Origin of the sequence: Knoellia tibetensis (genome assembly GCF_048606415.1) — a bacterium.
Classification (GTDB): domain Bacteria; phylum Actinomycetota; class Actinomycetes; order Actinomycetales; family Dermatophilaceae; genus Knoellia; species Knoellia tibetensis.
In genome coordinates, this window is the sequence record NZ_JBMBWF010000001.1 from 2083536 (window position 1) to 2101542 (window position 18007).

General features: G+C 72.2%; 20 protein-coding genes. 12 read left to right on the plus strand and 8 right to left on the minus strand.

The window, feature by feature from the left end:
• Nucleotide 1: 1 nt before the first annotated feature.
• From ACOJV7_RS09630 to ACOJV7_RS09640, 3 genes are read right to left on the minus strand one after another with little or no spacing between them, the layout of a single operon-like run.
• Entirely contained in the window at nt 2–616 is a 615-nt protein-coding gene (locus tag ACOJV7_RS09630) for a response regulator (protein WP_420189923.1), read from the minus strand.
• Nucleotides 613–2103 (minus strand): sensor histidine kinase, encoded by a 1491-nt coding sequence (locus tag ACOJV7_RS09635; RefSeq protein ID WP_420189924.1) that lies wholly within the window; start codon nt 2101–2103, stop codon nt 613–615. The genes ACOJV7_RS09630 and ACOJV7_RS09635 overlap by 4 nt, the downstream gene beginning before the upstream one ends.
• On the minus strand, nt 2104–2667 hold the full coding sequence (locus tag ACOJV7_RS09640; RefSeq protein WP_420189925.1) for a hypothetical protein: 564 nt from the start codon (nt 2665–2667) through the stop codon (nt 2104–2106).
• 163 nt (nt 2668–2830) lie between these two features.
• Between ACOJV7_RS09640 and ACOJV7_RS09645 the strand changes: the two genes are divergently transcribed.
• Nucleotides 2831–3601, plus strand: coding sequence for an SDR family NAD(P)-dependent oxidoreductase (locus ACOJV7_RS09645; protein WP_420189926.1), 771 nt, complete (start codon nt 2831–2833; stop codon nt 3599–3601).
• Nucleotides 3602–3630: 29 nt separating this feature from the next.
• On the opposite strand, the gene ACOJV7_RS09650 is transcribed toward ACOJV7_RS09645, so the two are convergent.
• Complete coding sequence (locus ACOJV7_RS09650) at nt 3631–4686, minus strand: TolB family protein (RefSeq protein WP_420189927.1); 1056 nt, start codon at nt 4684–4686, stop codon at nt 3631–3633.
• 138 nt (nt 4687–4824) lie between these two features.
• On the opposite strand from ACOJV7_RS09650, the gene pyrE reads away from it, so the two are divergent.
• The 8 genes from pyrE to ACOJV7_RS09690 all read left to right on the plus strand — a co-directional run bounded on the left by pyrE (nt 4825) and on the right by ACOJV7_RS09690 (nt 11269).
• The gene (gene pyrE, locus ACOJV7_RS09655) at nt 4825–5379 is read left to right on the plus strand and encodes an orotate phosphoribosyltransferase (protein WP_420189928.1); all 555 of its coding nucleotides are present in this window, start codon (nt 4825–4827) and stop codon (nt 5377–5379) included.
• A gap of 113 nt (nt 5380–5492) precedes the next feature.
• Nucleotides 5493–6260 (plus strand): LemA family protein, encoded by a 768-nt coding sequence (locus tag ACOJV7_RS09660; protein ID WP_420189929.1) that lies wholly within the window; start codon nt 5493–5495, stop codon nt 6258–6260.
• A gap of 10 nt (nt 6261–6270) precedes the next feature.
• Nucleotides 6271–6696 (plus strand): FHA domain-containing protein, encoded by a 426-nt coding sequence (locus ACOJV7_RS09665; RefSeq protein ID WP_420189930.1) that lies wholly within the window; start codon nt 6271–6273, stop codon nt 6694–6696.
• Between the two features lie 125 nt (nt 6697–6821).
• Nucleotides 6822–7598: an SDR family NAD(P)-dependent oxidoreductase gene (locus ACOJV7_RS09670; protein WP_420189931.1), complete on the plus strand. Its 777-nt coding sequence runs from the start codon at nt 6822–6824 to the stop codon at nt 7596–7598.
• A gap of 75 nt (nt 7599–7673) precedes the next feature.
• Entirely contained in the window at nt 7674–8576 is a 903-nt protein-coding gene (locus ACOJV7_RS09675; RefSeq protein WP_420189932.1) for an ABC transporter ATP-binding protein, read from the plus strand.
• Nucleotides 8573–9370, plus strand: a complete 798-nt coding sequence (locus tag ACOJV7_RS09680; protein WP_420189933.1) for an ABC transporter permease — start codon at nt 8573–8575, stop codon at nt 9368–9370. The genes ACOJV7_RS09675 and ACOJV7_RS09680 overlap by 4 nt, the downstream gene beginning before the upstream one ends.
• 7 nt (nt 9371–9377) lie before the next feature.
• On the plus strand, nt 9378–10640 hold the full coding sequence (locus tag ACOJV7_RS09685; RefSeq protein WP_420189934.1) for a sensor histidine kinase: 1263 nt from the start codon (nt 9378–9380) through the stop codon (nt 10638–10640).
• Entirely contained in the window at nt 10637–11269 is a 633-nt protein-coding gene (locus ACOJV7_RS09690; RefSeq protein WP_420189935.1) for a response regulator, read from the plus strand. The genes ACOJV7_RS09685 and ACOJV7_RS09690 overlap by 4 nt, the downstream gene beginning before the upstream one ends.
• Nucleotides 11270–11286: 17 nt before the next feature.
• Here the strand turns inward: ACOJV7_RS09690 and ACOJV7_RS09695 are convergent, their stop codons facing one another.
• Nucleotides 11287–12270 carry an NYN domain-containing protein gene (locus tag ACOJV7_RS09695; protein ID WP_420189936.1) on the minus strand — a complete coding sequence of 328 codons (984 nt, stop codon included), beginning with the start codon at nt 12268–12270 and terminating at the stop codon, nt 11287–11289.
• A gap of 42 nt (nt 12271–12312) precedes the next feature.
• Complete coding sequence (locus tag ACOJV7_RS09700; protein ID WP_420190397.1) at nt 12313–12987, minus strand: DedA family protein; 675 nt, start codon at nt 12985–12987, stop codon at nt 12313–12315.
• A 103-nt stretch (nt 12988–13090) separates the two neighbouring features.
• Here ACOJV7_RS09700 and ACOJV7_RS09705 point away from each other — a divergent pair, with 103 nt between their 5' ends.
• Entirely contained in the window at nt 13091–13375 is a 285-nt protein-coding gene (locus ACOJV7_RS09705; RefSeq protein WP_420189937.1) for a DUF7218 family protein, read from the plus strand.
• Nucleotides 13376–13439: 64 nt separating this feature from the next.
• Here the strand turns inward: ACOJV7_RS09705 and ACOJV7_RS09710 are convergent, their stop codons facing one another.
• Entirely contained in the window at nt 13440–13928 is a 489-nt protein-coding gene (locus tag ACOJV7_RS09710) for a DinB family protein (protein WP_420189938.1), read from the minus strand.
• Between the two features lie 19 nt (nt 13929–13947).
• Here ACOJV7_RS09710 and ACOJV7_RS09715 point away from each other — a divergent pair, with 19 nt between their 5' ends.
• Entirely contained in the window at nt 13948–14607 is a 660-nt protein-coding gene (locus tag ACOJV7_RS09715; protein WP_420189939.1) for a TrmH family RNA methyltransferase, read from the plus strand.
• Between the two features lie 119 nt (nt 14608–14726).
• A complete protein-coding gene (locus ACOJV7_RS09720; protein WP_420189940.1) occupies nt 14727–16736 on the plus strand; it encodes a HelD family protein in 2010 nt (669 codons plus the stop codon).
• On the opposite strand, the gene ACOJV7_RS09725 is transcribed toward ACOJV7_RS09720, so the two are convergent.
• Complete coding sequence (locus ACOJV7_RS09725; RefSeq protein ID WP_420189941.1) at nt 16693–18006, minus strand: acyltransferase family protein; 1314 nt, start codon at nt 18004–18006, stop codon at nt 16693–16695. The genes ACOJV7_RS09720 and ACOJV7_RS09725 overlap by 44 nt on opposite strands.
• Between the last annotated feature and the right edge of the window lies 1 nt (nt 18007).

An 18007-nucleotide genomic window follows, 5' to 3' on the forward strand; every position in this document is an offset into this window, starting at 1 on the left:
GTCACACTAGGTGGTCCTTGGCCCAGAGGGCGGCACTCGTCCGGTCGGCGACCCCCAGCTCGCGAAAGACCTTGCCGAGATGCGCCTTGACCGTGCGCTCGCTGATGCCGAGGGCGCGGGCGATCTGCTTGTTGGCGAGCCCGTCGGCGACGAGCCGGAGCACCTGCTCCTCACGGCTGCTGAGCCCGTCGCCCGCTCGTTGCCCTCGGGTCGGCAGGAGGACCTGGGCCACCCGGGGGTCGAGCGGCGCATGGCCGGCGGCCGCCGCGCGGACGGCGGCAAGGAGGCTCGCGGGCTCGCCGTCCTTGAGCTGGTAGCCGACGGCGCCGGCGTCGAGCGCGGCCGTGACCCGGGCCCGGTCCGAGAACGACGTGAGCACGACGACCCGCGACTCGGGCAGCTCCTCGAGCACGGCCGCCGTGGCGGCGACCCCGTCCATGCCGGGCATCGAGAGGTCCATGAGGACGACCTCGGGCCGCAGCTCGGTGGCGAGCGAGACCGCGTCGGCGCCGTCCGCCGCCTGCCCGACGACGGAGATGTCCCCGCTCGCCTCGAGCAGGGTGGTGAGGCCGGCGCGGACCATCGCGTGGTCGTCGACGACGAGCACTCGGATCACGAGGCTGCTCCTTGGTCGGGGAGTCGGAGGCGCCAGCGGGTGCCGTGGCCGGGTGCAGTCTGCAGGGCGAGCTCGGCGCCGGCATCGGAGGCCAGGTCGGCGAGGACCTTCATGCCGAAGTGTCCGGAAGGCGGGTCGGCGATGACGGCGGGGTCGAAGCCGGGGCCGTCGTCCGCCACGAGGAGCGTGACGCCGTCGTCCTCGCGAGCGAGGCGGATCAGGACGTGGCAGGGCGCGGCGTGCGTCGCCGCGTTCCGCACGCACTCCTGGGCGATCCGGTGGATGAGCCGCTGCTCGTCCTCGGGGAGCGTGATGGCCGGGTCGACGTCGAGCTCGACCTCGACGTCGCGCCCGTGGGTGGTCGCGGCGACGTCGGAGAGCACGGTTGTCGGATCGGCCCCGGAGAGGCTCTCGGGATAGATCTCGACGAGCAGCGAGCGCAGGGCCCGGGCGTTGCCGCGGGTCGCGACGGCCAGCCGTTCGAAGGTCGCGGCGAGCGCGGTGTCGCCACGACGGGCCGCCTGCTCCGCCGCACCCGAGGCGGCGAACGACGACGCGACGAGCTCCTGCACCGGGCCGTCGTGCAGGGTGCCCGCGATGCGGCGGCGTTCGGCGTCCGAGGCCTCGAGCGACCGTTCGAGGGTGCGCTCACGGTGACGGGTGACGTCGCGCAGCCGCCCGAGGAGCCGGGACAACACCGGGGTCATGAGGACGACGAGGAGCAGCAGGCTGCTCAGCGTGACGCCGACGAACCCGCGCCGCAGCTCCGCGGCCCGCTCGCTCACGACGTCGTATGCCGTGTAGGTCTCGAAGAGCATCTCGCGACCGGTGGGGGTCCACACGGGTCGGTAGACCTCGAGCAGCCGGCTGCCGGTCTCGAACTCGTTCTCGGTCTCGTCGAGCTGCGAGACCTCCGCGATGGTGCGGGGGTCGGCGAGGGCGTCCCGCTGGTCCTGCGACAGGCTGAACGTGCGCCCGATGAGGTGGGCCTCGTCGGCATAGACGATCGTCCCGTCGGGTGACCAGATCTTGACCCGGACGATCTCGTCGCCGATGACGACGTCGCGCACGACCTCGTCGAGGGCTGCGGACGAGCCGTCCACACCGTCGAGGAGGTCGTCGGTGAGCAGCGGGGTGATGACCGCCTGGGCGATGAGGTCGGCAGCGGCGGCGGCGTCGTTGACGGCCTCCCGCTCCGCGAGCCGCCCGGCCGCGAAGGTTGCGAGCGCGGCGACGACGACGAGGACGAGCGCGAGGGCGCCGACCATCTGGGTGAGGACGCGCCGCGGCGTGACGACGGGCGAGAGGTCGGCGCGGGCGCCGGGGGTGGAGACGAGCGTCCAGCTCGGCTCGGTCGGCTCGGTGGGCGCGCTCGACGCGGGCGAGAGAAGCTCGTCACCGAGGCTGCGGTCGTCAGAGAGGCTGCGGGGACGCGGCTGGGCCGCCGCGGTGGGTGCCGCGGCGGCCGGGTCGGGGGCGGCTGCCACTCAGTCATCGCCTCCGTGCCCACCGTGGTCGTCGGTTCCGGTGTCGTCCGACCCTCCGGAGCCGCTCGAGCCCGACCCGCCGGAGTCGGAGCCGTCGGAGCCGTCGGAGCCGTCGGAGCCGTCGGAGCCGGAGTCGTCGGAGCCGGAGTGCCGCGAGCCCGAGTCGTCGGAGTCGGTCGTGCGCCGATCGTCGCCCGGCTCGGTGCGCTGGTCGCGCGGGGTGTCGCCGCCGTGGTCGTCCGTGGTCGTGTCGTCGTCGTGGTGGGCGGTCGAGCCCGAGGAGCCGGAGCCGGACGAGCCGGAGCGGGAGCGGTCCGACCGTCGGTCGTCGCCCGGCTCGATGCGCTGGTCGCGGGGCGTGCGGCCGCCGTGGTCGTCGCTCGCCGAGGGGCTCGGGCTCGACGAGACCGACGGCGTGGGCGTCGAGGTGATGCGGACGACCTGGCCACTGGCCGGCACCCGCACCGGGACCGCTTCGGAGAACGAGGCGTTGGCCCACAGACCGATGACGGCGGGGCAGACCGCGACGGTCATCCCTGCCAGAACCATTCCCATGCGCTTCATGATGTCTCCTGGGTCGTGAGGATGTGAGGTGATCAGCGTCAGCCGCGCCCATGGGCCCGCGCCATTGGGCGATGGTCGTAGTACCCCGTGAGGTGGGCGGACGGCATACGACGTGGGTCACGGGCCCCGGCACCCCGGCGCGGGGCCGGCATACGGTGAGCGCATGACCACAGCACTCGTCACCGGCGCCACGGCCGGCATCGGTCGTGAGTTCGCCGTCCAGCTCGCCGCTCGTGGCGACGACCTCGTGCTCGTCGCCCGCGATGTCACCCGGCTCGGCGCCCTCGCCCAGGAGCTGCGGTCGCGCCACGGAGTCGAGGTCGAGGTGCTCCCGGCGGACCTCACGGACCGGGAGGCGATCGGCCGGGTGGCCGGGCGAGTGGGGTCGGCGGACGACCCGGTGGACCTGCTCGTCAACAACGCGGGCTTCTCGCTCAAGGGTGCCTTCCTCGACCACGACATCGCCGACGAGGAGGCCCAGTTCGACGTGCTCGCGCGGGCCGTGCTCGTGCTGTCCCACGCCGCGGGGCGGGCCATGAGGGACCGCGGCCGCGGTGCCATCGTCAACGTGTCGTCGGTGGCGTCGTTCATCGCCTCCGGGACCTACTCGGCGGACAAGGCGTTCGTCACCGTCTTCAGCGAGGGCCTCGCGGCCGAGCTCGCGGGGTCGGGCGTCACGGTGACGGCGCTGTGCCCCGGCTTCACGCACACGGAGTTCCACGAGCGGGCCGACGTCGACATGTCGCGGCTGCCGGAGTTCGTCTGGCTCGACGCCCCCCGCCTCGTCCGCGACGCGCTCGCCGACGTGGAGAAGGGCAAGGTCGTGTCGGTGCCGAGCCCGCTCTACAAGGTCGCCGTGGCGGCGGCCCGGCTCGCGCCGCGCCCGCTCGTCCGGGCGGTGTCGAGGTCGGCGCACCGGCCCCCTTCCACCTGACGGCACGGGTCCGGACCGAACCGGGGCCGTCAGGGCGGGACGGGGCCCCAGTCGAAGTGGTTCTCGTCTCGGCTGGGGGAGTCGACGAGGATCCGCACGTTGGAGCCGTCGGCGTCCATGGTGCAGGCGGCGTCATCCTTGCCCGTGACGACGCCGACGCACCCGAGGACGAGCCGCGTGCCGTCCGGTGAGAACTTCGGCTTGAACCCGCCCCGGCTCGCCGTGGCAGGGAAGAGCACGGTGGGTGTGCCGGACCCGTCCGCCGGAACCCGCTCGACCTGGTCGTGTGGGACGGTGTCGGTGATGCCCGCCCAGACGTTGTAGACGATCGACATGCCGTCGCGCGCCCAGTCCGCGTGCTCGGGCCACGTCCCCGCGGCCGGCAGGGCGCGCTCCTTGCCGGTGGACAGGTCTCGGACCATGAGCGAGGTGGTCAGCTTCTGCCCTGCCTGGGTGACCCGGACGAAGAGGACCGAGGTGCCGTCCGGCGAGACCTTGGGCTCGATGTCCCACGTGTCGGGGTTGCCAATGCGTTTCTGCTGCGAACCGTCGGCCTTCATCAGCCAGATGGTGGTCCGGTAGCCGCTCCCCGCGACGATCGGGCTGTGGACGTAGACCAGCGAGGAGCCGTCGGGCGTCCACGCGGGTGACCCGTGCTCGCCGGGACCGGACGTGAGGACCCTGACGTCGCTGCCGTCCGGCGCCATCGTCGCAACCTGCCAGGAGCCGTCCGCGAGCCCGACCGTGTAGGCGATGCGGTCGCCTTGTGGCGACCACTCGGGGTAGGCCGACTCGCCCTTCGTCAGCTGCACCTCGTCGCTCCCGTCCGGGTCGATGGCGTAGAGGGCCACGACCTGGCCGTAGCCGTCGTCGACTCGGGTGATCCTGCCGAAGACGATGCGGCCGTCCGGGTCTGGACGGCCCGTGCCGGGGTGCGTCGAGGACGCCGACCCCGACGAGCTCGTGCCGGCGGCCGGCGTTCGTGTCGGCTCCGCCGTGTCCCCGCCCCCGGAGGAGCATGCGACGGCGGCGAGGGCGACGACTGCACCGAGGCAGGTCGCACGTCCGGCAAGCGGTCCTCGCATGGGCGTCCTCCCGTCGGGACGAGATGGTTCGTCCTCGCACGGTAGCGACGTCACGGCACACGGGGAATGGCACGGGGAGCACCGCCGAGCCCACCCGTCGGGCCAGCCCCCGCGTCGGGGGTGGGTAGCCTCGGGCGCGTGACTGACATCGCCGCCGACCGTGCCCGCCTGCTCCAGATCATCAAGGACAAGGCCATCGTCCACGGCCGCGTCACCCTGTCATCCGGCAAGCAGGCCGACTACTACGTCGACCTGCGCCGGGTCACGCTCGACGGTGAGGCGAGCCCGCTCGTCGGCCGGGTCATGCGCGACCTCGTCGCCGACCTGGAGTTCGACGCCGTCGGTGGTCTCACGCTCGGCGCCGACCCCGTCGCGACATCGATGCTCCACGCGGCCGCGGCTGCCGGGGAGCGCCTGGATGCCTTCGTCGTGCGCAAGGCCGGCAAGGCGCACGGGCTCCAGCAGCGCATCGAGGGGCCGTCGATCGAGGGCCGCCGGGTGCTCATCGTCGAGGACACCTCGACGACAGGAGCGTCGCCGCTCGACGCCGCGAACGCTGCGAAGGAGGCCGGAGCCACGGTCGTCGGCGTCGCGACCATCGCCGACCGGGCGACCGGTGCGGCGCAGGTCTTCGACGAGGCAGGTCTGGGCTACCGGCACGCCTTCGGGCTCGAGGACCTCGGACTCGCCTGAGCCGAGCGTCGCCCGAGGCGAGCGCAGCGCGAGCCGAACGCTCGCGCATCCCGGGGCGGACGGCATACAGGTCCTAGGATCGCGAGCGAAGCGCCACCGACAGGGGAGTTCTCATGATCACCGCCATCATCATCATCGTCGTCGTCCTGCTGCTCGTCGGCGTCGTCGTCGGGATGTACAACGGCCTCATCAAGCTGCGCAACCTCGTGCAGGAGGCGTGGCGCCAGATCGACGTCGAGCTCACCCGGCGGCACGACCTCATCGGCAACCTCGTCGAGACGGTCAAGGGCTACGCCGCCCACGAGCGCGGCACCCTCGAGGACGTCATCAAGGCCCGTAGCGCGGCCATGGCGCCGAACCAGTCGCCCGGCCAGCAGGCCGAGAGCGAGAACATGCTGAGCCAGGCGCTCGGTCGCCTCCTCGCCATCGCCGAGGCCTACCCGGACCTCAAGGCCAACCAGAACTTCATGGCCCTCCAGCAGGAGCTGACGAGCACCGAGGACCGCATCGCCTCGGCCCGCCGCTACTACAACGCGACCGTCCGTGACCTCAACACCAAGGTCGAGACGGTCCCGACGAACTTCATCGCGGGCATGTTCGGCATCAGGCAGGCCGAGTACTTCGAGGCCGTCGGCGAGCAGCGCGAGGCGCCCAAGGTCGACTTCGGCCAGCGCGACGCGACGATCCCGCCGCCGAGCGGCTACGCGCCGAGCGCGCCCAGCGCCTCGACCCCGCCCGGCCCGCAGTCGCCGGCCCAGACGCCCGCCGCCCCCGCCGCTCCGGAGGCGACGCCGACCGTCGAGCAGACCCAGCCGATCGACCCGGCCGGCCCCACGAACCCCGGCGAGGGTCCCGCGGCCCCACCCGCGCCGCGCGTCTGAGGCCGTCCGCGTGACGATCCTCCCCGGCCGCCGCGCCGTCGCCGCCCCGTGGGTGGCCGAGGTCTGGGTCGACCCGCAGTGGTACGAGTGCCAGAGCAGCCCCGACCGGCTGCCCGCGTTCGGTCCGCCGACCCTGGTCCCGCTGCACGACAGCCAGGTCCTCATCGGCAGGCACAGCGAGGCGATGTCGGTCAGCCCGCACATCGACTGCGAGGGTGACGCGGGCGTGAGCCGGCGGCACGCCCGGCTCACTCGCCACGGCCCCGGCTGGGTGGTCGAGGACCTCGGCTCGGCCAACGGCACCTACGTCTCCCCGAGCATCGGCGACATCCCCGACGAACCGATCGACGCCGGGCACGCGATGGGCTCGGGCCACGTGCTCTACCTCGGCTCGTGGACGCGGATCGTCCTCAAGCAGGAGTCGACGAGCCGCTGACACGGGGCCGGGGACGGGGCGCCGGACGACTTCACCCCGGAACCTCGCACTTCGGAGCGGAACGGTTCCCACCTCCAGTGCGACAAACCCACTTCAGGCGGGAAGGTCGAGGCGAGAATGGCGGCATGAGCCAGTCAGTCCTCGACACGTTCTCGCTCGCCGGCCGCACGGCCCTCGTCACCGGCGGCTACCGCGGGCTCGGCCTCGCCTTCGCCCGGGGGCTCGCGCAGGCCGGCGCCGACGTCGTCATCGGGGCGCGTGACGAGGCGGCCTCGCGCAGTGTCGCCGCCGACCTCGCCGCCGAGACGGGCCGTACCGTCGTGGGCCTCGGCCTCGACGTCACCGACCGCGAGAGCGCGACCCGCGCCGTCGGGGCCGCGGTCGAGGCGACCGGTCGGCTCGACGTCCTCGTCAACAACGCCGGCGCCTGCGTCCACCGTCCCGCCCTCGAGGTGCCCGACGACGAGTGGGACCTCGTCCTCGACACCAACGTCCGCGGCCTGTGGATCATGAGCCAGGTCGCGGGCCGGCACTTCGCCGACCAGCGCAGCGGCGTCATCGTCAACATCGGGTCGATCTCGGGACAGATCGTCAACCGCCCGCAGTGGCAGCCGGCATACAACGCGTCGAAGGCGGCCGTCCACCAGCTGACGAAGTCGCTCGCGGCCGAGTGGGCGCCGATGGGCATCCGCGTCAACGCGGTCGCCCCCGGCTACGTCAAGACGGAGATGGCGCCCGTCGACGACCCGGCGTTCAAGCCTCGCTGGATCGACGACGCACCGATGCAGCGCTACGCCCTCCCCGAGGAGATCGCGCCGACCGTCGTCTTCCTCGCCTCCGACGCCTCGAGCTTCATGACCGGCTCGGTCGTCGTCGTCGACGGTGGCTACACGACGTTCTGAGTCCACCGGTCGGTGGACCCGGCGTCCACCCGCAGGTCGGTGCGCGCGGGCACCCGAGCCGAGGATGCTGGAGGCATGACAGCGATCAGCATCCGCGGGCTCGTCAAGGCCTATGGCGACAAGCGCGCCGTCGACGGGCTCGACCTCGACATCAAGACGGGCGAGGTCTTCGCCCTCCTCGGTCCCAACGGCGCCGGCAAGACGACGACCGTCGAGATCCTCGAGGGCTTCCGCACCGCCGACGCCGGCACCGTCGAGGTCCTCGGCACGGACCCGCGCGACGCCGATCGTGCCTGGCGCAACCGGATCGGCATCGTCCTGCAGACCTCGTCCGGCCTCGACCTGCTCACCCCGCGCGAGATTCTGGCCTCGACCGCGCGGGCCTACGCCACCCCTCGCGGCGTCGACGAGGTCCTCGCGTCCGTCGGCCTGCAGGAGAAGGCGGACGAGCGCATCGCCGGTTTGTCGGGCGGCCAGCGCCGTCGCCTCGACGTCGGCCTCGGCATCGTCGGCCGGCCGGAGCTGCTCTTCCTCGACGAGCCGACGACCGGGTTCGACCCCAAGGCCCGGCGCGACTTCTGGGGGCTCATCCGGTCGCTCGCCGACGAGGGCACGACGATCCTGCTCACGACCCACTACCTCGACGAGGCCGAGCACCTCGCCGACCGCGTCGGGGTCATCGCGGCCGGCCGGCTGCTCGCCCTCGACACCCCGGCCAACCTCGGCGGAAGGGCGGACGACGAGGCGACGGTGTCCTGGACCGAGGACGGGCGCCGCCAGTCGCTCGTCACGCCCACACCGACGCTCGAGGTCCAGCGGCTCGCCGAGCGGTTCGGTGGCGAGGTGCCCGAGCTCGCCGTGAGCCGCCCCTCGCTCGAGGACACCTACCTCTCGCTCATCGCCCCGCACGTCACCGAGCACGCCGCGGACGAGTCCGCAGACCAGCTCGGCGACCCGACCCGGAAGGTTCCGGCATGAACGCCGTCGCCCTGGGACTCGACCGCACCGTTCTCGAGCTCAAGATGTACTCCCGCGAGAAGGAGTCGGTCTTCTTCTCCTTCCTCTTCCCCATCCTCATGCTCACGCTGTTCTCGGTGATCTTCGGCGACGTCATGGACGCCAGCGGGTCGCCGATGAGCGCAGCGAACTTCTTCCTGCCGGGCATGATCTCGGCCGGCATCCTCCTCACCTCGTTCCAGACGATGGCGATGTCGGTGGCGGTCGAGCGCGACGACGGCACGCTCAAGCGGCTGCGCAGCACCCCGATCCCGCCGGTGTCCTACTTCCTCGGCAAGGTCGGCCTCGTGGCGACGACCGCCCTCGCCCAGCAGGTGCTCCTGCTCGCCGTCGCGCGGTTCGCGTTCGGCGTCGACCTCCCCGACACGGCGTCGCGGTGGGTGACCTTCCTGTGGGTCTTCGGGCTCGGCGCGTTCGCCGGGACGGTTCTCGGCACCGCCTACAGCTCGCTGGCGTCGGCGCGTTCGGCGGGAGCCGTCGTCGTCGCACCGATGCTCATCCTCCAGTTCATCTCCGGCGTCTACTTCGCCTTCACCGACATCCCCACGTGGGTGCAGCAGATTGCGTCGGTCTTCCCGCTCAAGTGGATCGCGCAGGGCATGCGCTCGGTCTTCTTCCCCGACGCCCTCGCCTCGATGGAGATGGCCGGGAGCTGGGAGCACGGCCGGACCGCGATGGTCCTCGGCGTCTGGGCGGTCGGCGGCCTCGTCCTCTGCGTCCTCACCTTCCGGTGGTTCAAGCGCGGCACGACATGATGGCCCCGTGAACCCAGCTCCCTCACCGTCGTGCGAGCCGTCGCCCGCGTCGCCGACCGCGGAGTCGACCGAGTCGTCGACCGAGCTGTCGAGCGACCAGCTCGCGGCGGTCTGGCGCGGCCAGGCGAAGTGGTGGCACCTCGGCTGCTACACCCTCGTGGCGACGGCCATCGTCGTCGCGCTGCTCGAGCCGCCCGGTCCGCACGGCCGCTGGCCGACCCTCGCCCTCCTCGGCGGGATCGCCCTCGCCTACACGCTCTTCGGTCGCCGCGCGATCATGCGCGAGGAGACCGTGTATGCCGTTCTCTACCAGCTCTGCGCCTGGACCTGCCTCCTCACGATCATCGCCCTCGACCCCGGGTTCGAGTCGTGGCTGCTCTTCTTCTGTCTCTTCCCGCAGATCTGGGCGACGTTCGAAGTGCGCCCCGCCCTCATCGCCACGGGTCTCGCGCTGCTCGCACTGTTCACGGCCGCCGTCGCCCCCGCCGACGACCCCAGTGCCGAGGTCCCGGGCGCGCTCGTGTCGGTCGTCATCTCGTTCGCACTCTCGGCCGCGCTCGGCATGTTCATCCACAGGATCATCGGCGAGGCCGAGCGCCGAGCCGGGATCATCGACGAGCTCCGGTCGACGCGGGCCCAGCTCGCCGCCGTCGAGCGCGCACAGGGCGTGCAGGACGAGCGCAGCCGGCTCTCGCGCGAGATCCACGACACCCTCGCGCAAGGGTTCACCTCGGTCATCGCGCTGTCACGGGCCGCGACCTCGGCGCTCGACCGTGGTGACGTCGCCACTGCCCGCGAGCGGCTCTCGATGATCGAGGGCACGGCCGTCGACAACCTCGCCGAGGCGCGCGTCATCGTCGCGGAGCTCACCCCCGGCCACCTCCAGTCGCGCACCCTCGTCGAGGCGCTCGCGAGGCTCACCGACACGGTGACGCGCGAGACCGGCATACGGGTCACGTCGTCCGTGGAGGGTGAGCCGGCACCGCTCGGCGGCAACGCCGAGGTCGTCCTGCTGCGTGGTGTGCAGGAGGCGCTGTCGAACGTGCGACGGCACTCCGGAGCGGCGTCGGCCGCGGTGACCCTCGCCTACGAAGCCGAGCGGGTCGCCCTCGAGGTGACCGACGACGGCGCCGGCTTCGACCCGGCCTCGACCCCACCCGGCTTCGGCCTCGACGGGCTGCGCGCCCGCGCAGCGGAGCTCGGCGGAGAGGTGAGCATCGGCCGCGGGACCCCTCGCGGCACCCGACTCGTCATGGAGCTGCCCCGATGATCCGCGTCCTCGTCGTCGACGACCACCCCGTCGTGCGGGCGGGCATGGTCGCCCTCCTCGGCGAGCTCGACGACGTCGAGGTCGTCGGCGAGGCCGGCAACGGTGCCGAGGCCTTGGCGCTCACCCCGCGACTGTCGCCGGACGTCGTCCTCATGGACCTCCGTATGCCGGTCATGGACGGTGCCGACGCCACGGCCCGCCTGCGCGAGCAGCCCGACCCCCCACAGGTGCTCGTGCTCACGACCTACGACACCGACGCCGACATCGTGCGGGCCGTCGAGTCGGGCGCGCGCGGCTACCTGCTCAAGGACACCCCGCCCGACGTCCTCGCGGACGCGATCCGGCGGGCGGCCCTGGGCGAGACGGTCCTCGCCTCACCCGTGGCGGCGCGCCTCGCGGAGCGGCTGCGGGCGCCGGCGCGCACCGAGCTCACCCCGCGCGAGCTCGAGGTGCTGCGGGCGGTGGCGCGTGGGCTCTCGAACGCCGAGGTCGGACGCGAGCTCTACATCGGTGAGGCGACGGTCAAGACGCACCTGCTGCGGATCTTCGCCAAGCTCGAGGTGACCGACCGCACGGCCGCCGTCACCGCGGCATACCGACTCGGTCTGATCTCTGTCCCGAAGGCCTGACCGGCTCGAGACGGTCCTCAGCGCAGGCGCACCAGGAGCTGGCCGTTGTCGAGGACCTTCGTGTCCACAAGGCTCTCGTGCGCCTCGACGAAGTCGCGGAACGAGGAGTGGCCCAGCGACTTCTCCTTGAAGGTCGAGTCAAGGCGCTGCATCTGGCTCTTGACGCTCGAGGAGTACTGCCAGCCGTCGTCACGTCCCGAGCCGACCTGCATCGCGCGTCGCAGCAACGCGGTCGCCGCGGGCTCGGAGCTGGTCGTGGCGGCGGAGCTGAAGGTCGGGGTGGTCGCCGTGGCCACCGCGGTCGCATCCGGGGCCCTGGTGGTGGCCTTCTTCGTCGCGGCCTTCCTGCTGGCGGCCTTGCGGGCCTTCACAGGCGGGTCGACGGCGGGGGCGTCCTCGGCAGGGCTCTCCTCGGCGGTCGTCCCCGGCAGTGGCCGGTCCTCGACCCCCGGCAGGTCGCCGTAGGAGCTGAAGGCATCGCAGGCGGCGACGAGGGCACGGCTGGTGGAGCCGGTGACGCCGATCCCCGCGACGAAGCGGCCCATCCTCTTGCACCTCTGGGCCAGCGGGATGTAGTCCGAGTCGCCACCGACGATGACGACGTGGGTGAGGTCGGCGTGCTGGAAGAGGTCGTCGACGGCGTCGATGGACAGCCGGATGTCAGCGCCGTTCTTGGTGCCCGAGGTCGCGAACAGCTGGACGAGGTCGACTGCCCTGTCGATGAGCTGGTGCTTGTAGGCGGCGTTGGCGGCCACCGACCAGTCGGCGTAGGCGCGCACCAGGGCCACCGTCCCGTAGGAGGAGGCGTAGTCGATGATCGCGCCCAGGTCGACGTTGGCGTCCGCGAGCCGGGCACTGACCTCGCCCTCGGAGCCGTCCCCCGGGGAGTGCCGCCGGGCGTCGTCGCGGCGCCAGTGACCGGCTCCGTGCAGGTCGTCGTAGCGCGAGATCACGACGTTGTCGAAGTCGATGTACACAGCGACGCGGGCGTTCTCGTTCATGGCTCGACGATAGCCGCGCGGGGTGCGTGTGGTGCTGGCGCCTCAGGCGTCGTCGCGGCGGACGTCCTCGACGACCTCCGCGGTCTCCTCGACAACGGTGCGGGTCGCGCTCCGGTGACGGAGGAACTCGAAGACCATCGGCAGGACCGAGAAGGCGACGATGAGCAGGATCGCTGCCTCGAGGTTGTCGTGGATGAACTGCACGCCACCGAGGGCATGTCCGAGGAGGGTGAGGCCGGTCGCCCAGAGGACGGCGCCGACGGCGCTCCACACGAAGAAGTGGCGGCGGTCCATCCGTGAGACGCCTGCGACGACGGTGATGAAGGTGCGCACGATCGGCACGAACCGGCCGATGACCAGCGCCTTGGCGCCGTGCTTCTCGAAGAAGGCGTGGGTCTGGTCGAAGTACTTCTTCTTGAGGAAGCGCCCCTCGTGCTCGTAGAGCGGAGCACCGACGGCACGCCCGATCTCGTAGCCGGTGACGTTGCCGAGGAACGCCGCGGCGCTGAGGATGAGGCAGGCGAGCCAGATGTTGACGTCGATGTCACCGCGGGCGATGAAGAGCCCGATCGAGAAGAGCAGCGAGTCACCCGGGAGGATCGGGAAGAGCAGCCCGCACTCGATGAAGACGATGGCGACGCCGACCCAGAAGAACTGGGAGCCGAAGCGTTCGAGGAGCCACTGGGGGTCCATCCAGTCGGGACCGAGTGAAGGCATCATCACGGGCGCAAGGGTATGCCGTCGCGCTGGGCGTTCGCTGGACGCATCCGGACACGGGCGCGTGCCATAGTCGAAGGACCGATACCACCCAGAAGGAGCCATGCCCCAGGGAAAGAGCGGGTCGAAGGACCCCGGACCGAGCATCAAGGACCCCGAGCTCTACGAGAAGCTGCGCGACGACGGCGCGAGCAAGGAGAAGGCCGCCCGCATCTCCAACGCCGCGGCGGCGACCTCGCGCTCGGAGATGGGCGAGCGCGGCGGGTCGGCCGAGGACTACGAGGACCGCACCGTCGAGGAACTGCGCGACCGGGCCAAGGAGCTCGACATCGAGGGTCGGTCGTCGATGAGCAAGGACGAGCTCATCGACGCCCTGCGCCACCACTGACGCAGTCACCAGACGCAACCACGAGGCCCAACCACGAAGCGCCTGCAGCACCGCGGCGAGCAGGTCAACTGCTCCGGCGCCCGTCGATGACCTCGCGGAGCAGGTCGGCGTGCCCGAGGTGCTGGGCGTACTCCTCGATGAGGTGGACGACGACGTCGCGCACGTTGAGCTGCCCGTGGTGCCCGCCGTCGACGACCGCGTCCATGTCGTCGTGCTCGGAGAGCCAGCGCTCGCCGAACTCGGACTCGGCGCGCCACGCGGCCCACGCCTCGTCGACGCACTCCTGCGTGCCGACGGCACCGTTCCAGTCGTCGTCCTGGCGGGGCGGACCCCAGAGGCGCTCGGGCCTCCCACCGTCGAGCGTCCGCCGCCACCAGCCACGCTCGACCTCGGCGAGGTGGCGGACCATCCCGAGCAACGACATCGTCGAGGGCGGTACCGAGCGCAGCGCGAGCTGCTCGGGCGTCAGCCCCGCGCAGGTCGCGACGAAGGCCGCGCGCCGGCTCCGCAGGTAGTCGGCATAGGTGTCCCTCTCGTCCAGCAGCTCTCCCATGCCTGACATCGTGGTGTCCATGACCGACAGCAGCAACCGAGTCGACGACGTCGGAGTCGGTCCCTGGGAGGGCCCGTGGCCCGACGACGACCGGCTGGACCCCGAGCTGCTGCGCGATGGCGACCGGCGCAACGTCGTCGACGCCTACCGCTACTGGCGGCACGAGGCGATCGTCGCGGACCTCGACACGCGGCGCCACGACTTCCACGTGGCGATCGAGAACTGGGAGCACGACTTCAACATCGGCTCGGTCGTCCGCACCGCCAACGCGATGGGAGCCGCCGCGTTCCACATCGTCGGCCGCCGGCGCTGGAACCGCAGGGGTGCCATGGTCACCGACCGCTACCAGCACGAGCACCACCACGCCACGCCCGGCGAGCTGGCGTCGTGGGCGCGGGCACACGGCATGCGGCTCATCGGGATCGACAACCTGCCCGGAAGCCGTGCGCTGGAGACCTGCGACCTGCCGCGCGGCGCCATGCTCGTCTTCGGTCAGGAGGGGCCGGGGCTGTCGGACGCGATGCGCGCCGAGTGTGAGGCGACGCTGCACATCGAGCAGTTCGGGTCGACGCGCTCGATCAATGCCGGAGCCGCTGCGGCCATCGCGATGCACGCGTGGGTGCGGCGCCACGTCTTCGACCAAAGCGTCGGCGACGCGCCATCACCGGGAGCACACTGACCGGATGGCCGATGGCCGGCTGTCGTGGTGGACCGGCATGAGGGTGACCCTCGCGCGTCCGTGACCTAGGCTGTCCCACCCCCCCACACACACCTGAGCTCAGGAGAGGCGACGTCGTCATGCCCACTCATGAGGAGCTCACCCACGAGCGCGCCCACCTCGCGAACGCGCGCGCCGAGCTGGCCCGGATGCGCGAGCGCACCCTCGCCCTCGACATCCAGGGCGGCGACGCCGTCTCGTCCGAGCGGCTCGCCGAGACCCTGTGGCGTCGTGCGCGCTCGCTCGAGGACGACCCCACGACCGCGCTCTTCTTCGGGCGCGTCGACCTCGACACCGACGAGCGCTGGTACATCGGGCGTCGTCACGTCACCGACGACATGGGGGACCCCCTCGTCATCGACTGGCGCGCGCCGGTGTCGACGACCTTCTACCGCGCCTCGCACACCGATCCGCTCGGCGTGCGGCTGCGTCGCCGGTTCGGCTACGACCGTGGTCGGATCACCGCGATGGAGGACGAGCACCTCCTCGACGCGACCGAGCCCGACGCGACCTCGCAGATCCTCGCGACCGAGATCGAGCGGCCCCGCGTCGGCCCGATGCGCGACATCGTCGCGACCATCCAGCCCGAGCAGGACGCCCTCGTCCGCGTGGACGCGACGACGACGGTCTGCATCCAGGGGGCGCCCGGCACCGGCAAGACCGCGGTCGGCCTCCACCGCGCGGCGTGGCTGCTCTATGCCTTCCGCGAGCGGCTGAGCCGCAGCGGCGTCCTCGTCGTCGGCCCCAACGAGGCCTTCCTCGACCACATCGGCGCCGTGCTCCCCACCCTCGGTGAGGTCGAGGTCAAGCACACGAGCATCGAGGCGCTCACGGCGTCGGTGCCGGTGAGGGCGACCGAGCCCACCGACGTCGCCCGGCTCAAGGGCGACGCACGCATGGCGCAGGTGCTCCACCGGGCCGTGTGGTCCCACCTCGTGCCGCCGAGCGAGGCCATGGTCGTGCCGCGCGGGTCACGGCGTTGGCGGGTGCCGGCATACGACATCGCGCCGCTCGTCGACGGGCTCGCGGCGCGCGACGTGCGCTACGAGGCGGCGCGCCAGCTGCTGCCGCAGCGGCTCGCCCACGCCGTGCTCGTGCGGATGGAGGCGTTGGGGGAGTACCCGGACGACCGCGTCCAGGACGCCGTCGCGCGCAGCGCGCCGGTCAAGGCGTATGCCGGCTCGATCTGGCCCAAGGTCGAGCCCCGCGCGCTGCTGCACCGGCTGCTCTCAAACGCCGACGCGCTCGCGGCGGCCGCCGAGGGCATCCTCACTGAGGGAGAGCAACAGCTGCTGTTGTGGCAGAAGCCCTCTCGCACAGCGGGATCCGCAAAGTGGACCCTCGCGGACACCTGGCTGCTCGACGAGCTCGGCGACCTTCTCAACCGGACTCCGAGCCTCGGTCACGTCGTCCTCGACGAGGCGCAGGACCTCTCGCCGATGCAGCTGCGCGCCGTCGGCCGGCGCTGCTCGACGGGCGCCGCCACCGTACTCGGCGACATCGCGCAGGGCACGACCCCGTGGTCGACGGCGTCGTGGTCGGAGACGCTGGCCCACCTCGGCAAGCCCGAGGGTGTCGTCTCCGAGCTGCGGCGCGGGTTCCGCGTGCCCGCCACTGTCATCGAGTTCGCGGCACGGCTGCTGCCGACCGCCGCCCCGGGTCTCGCCGCGCCGCAGTCGGTCCGCGCGAACCCCGGCCGGCTCGACCTCGTCGCGGTGGACCAGGACGACGACGTCGTCGCCGCCACGGTCGAGCACGTCGACCGGCTGCGCGCGCTCGAGGGCAGCATCGGTGCGATCGTGCCCGACGCACGGGTCGCGGAGGTGTCGGCCGCGCTGACGGCGGCGGGCATCGAGCACGGCACCCTCGGCGCCGACCACGGGGACGTCGACCACCAGGTCGACGTCGTGCCGGCGACGGTCGCCAAGGGCCTCGAGTTCGACCACGTGCTCGTCCTCGAGCCGGCCGAGGTCGCCGAGGCCGAGCCCGACGAGCGCACCGGTCTGCGCCGCCTCTACGTCGTGCTCACCCGCGCCGTCTCCGACCTCACCGTCGTCCACGCCCGGCCGCTGCCGGCGCCCCTGGCCTGAGAAGGAGCAGCCCGACGGCCGCGATCGTCAGCACCGGCCACCACCAGTGCACGCCGTCGTCGCCGACGACGCCCTGTGCGGCCATGAGGCCGAGACCGGCGCAGGCGACCGCCGCCACGACCACCGGGAGCCAGACCGGGGGCGGCGAGGAGTCGTCCGCGGCGGGGGTCTCGAAGCGGCCCAGCGCGGCGACCGCCCCAGCGGTGACGACACCGAGGAGCGCCCACCACAACGGCCGGGTCATCCACCACCCGGCGCTCACCGGATCGATGCCGAGGCCTGGTCCGCCGAGCAGGAGCAGCGCACCGATGACGAGCACCATCGCCGTGAGGTGCCACAGGTAGAGCGTCATGATGCGCGTGTTGACGAGCACCGTCGCTGTCCAGACGCGTGGGTGACGCAGCCACCGCGCCAGCAGCGGCTCCAGCGCGAGGACGAGCCCGGCCTGGAGCAGCCCGAGCGACAGCATCGTCACGCGCGTCGGGTAGGAGTTGTTCACGGCAGCGCCGTCGAGGCCGATCATCGACACCGGGTAGGGCCCGAGCGCGACGAGGGCGAGCGTCGCCAGACCGCCGACCGCGGCGAGCAGCAGCCGGCGTCCGGTCCCGGCAAGCCGCCCGTCGAGCCAGGCGTAGCCGAGCTGCGAGACCGTGGCCCAGACGACGACGTAGTTGGCGAACCCGACGAGAAGGAGGTCGGCGCCGATCGACACGAGGTCGACGAGCCCGCCGAGCACCACCCCAGCGGCCACCGACGCCCACCCGAACCGCTCCCACAGCCACAACGTCGCCGGCGCGAGGGCGCACACGACGACGTAGGCCGCGAGGAACCACGTGGGCACGAGAGCGACCTGCGACGCGGTGCGCAGCGTGCCCGCCGGGACACCCGCCTCCCAGGCCGCACCGGTGGCCGCGAGCCAGAGCAGCAGCAGCGGCACGACCGGGACGAGGAGGCGACGCAGGCGCGAACGGAGCCAGCCGGCATACGGGAGGTTCCGGCGGCGGGCGGAGCGCCACGAGAGGGCGTTCGCGTAGCCGCCGACGACGAAGAAGACCGGCATGACCTGGAAGACCCACGTGAGCGGGTGAGTCCACTGTGCGAGCCCGAGGAGGTGCCCGACGACGAGCTCGCCGTCGCGGACCTGCACCGCGGCCATGAGCCAGTGCCCGAGGACGACGACGAGGATCGCCCCGGCGCGCAGCAGGTCGACGACGCGGTTGCGCTCGGCGGGGGTGGCGCGGGCGAGGTCGCGCACGGTGGAGAGGTCCATG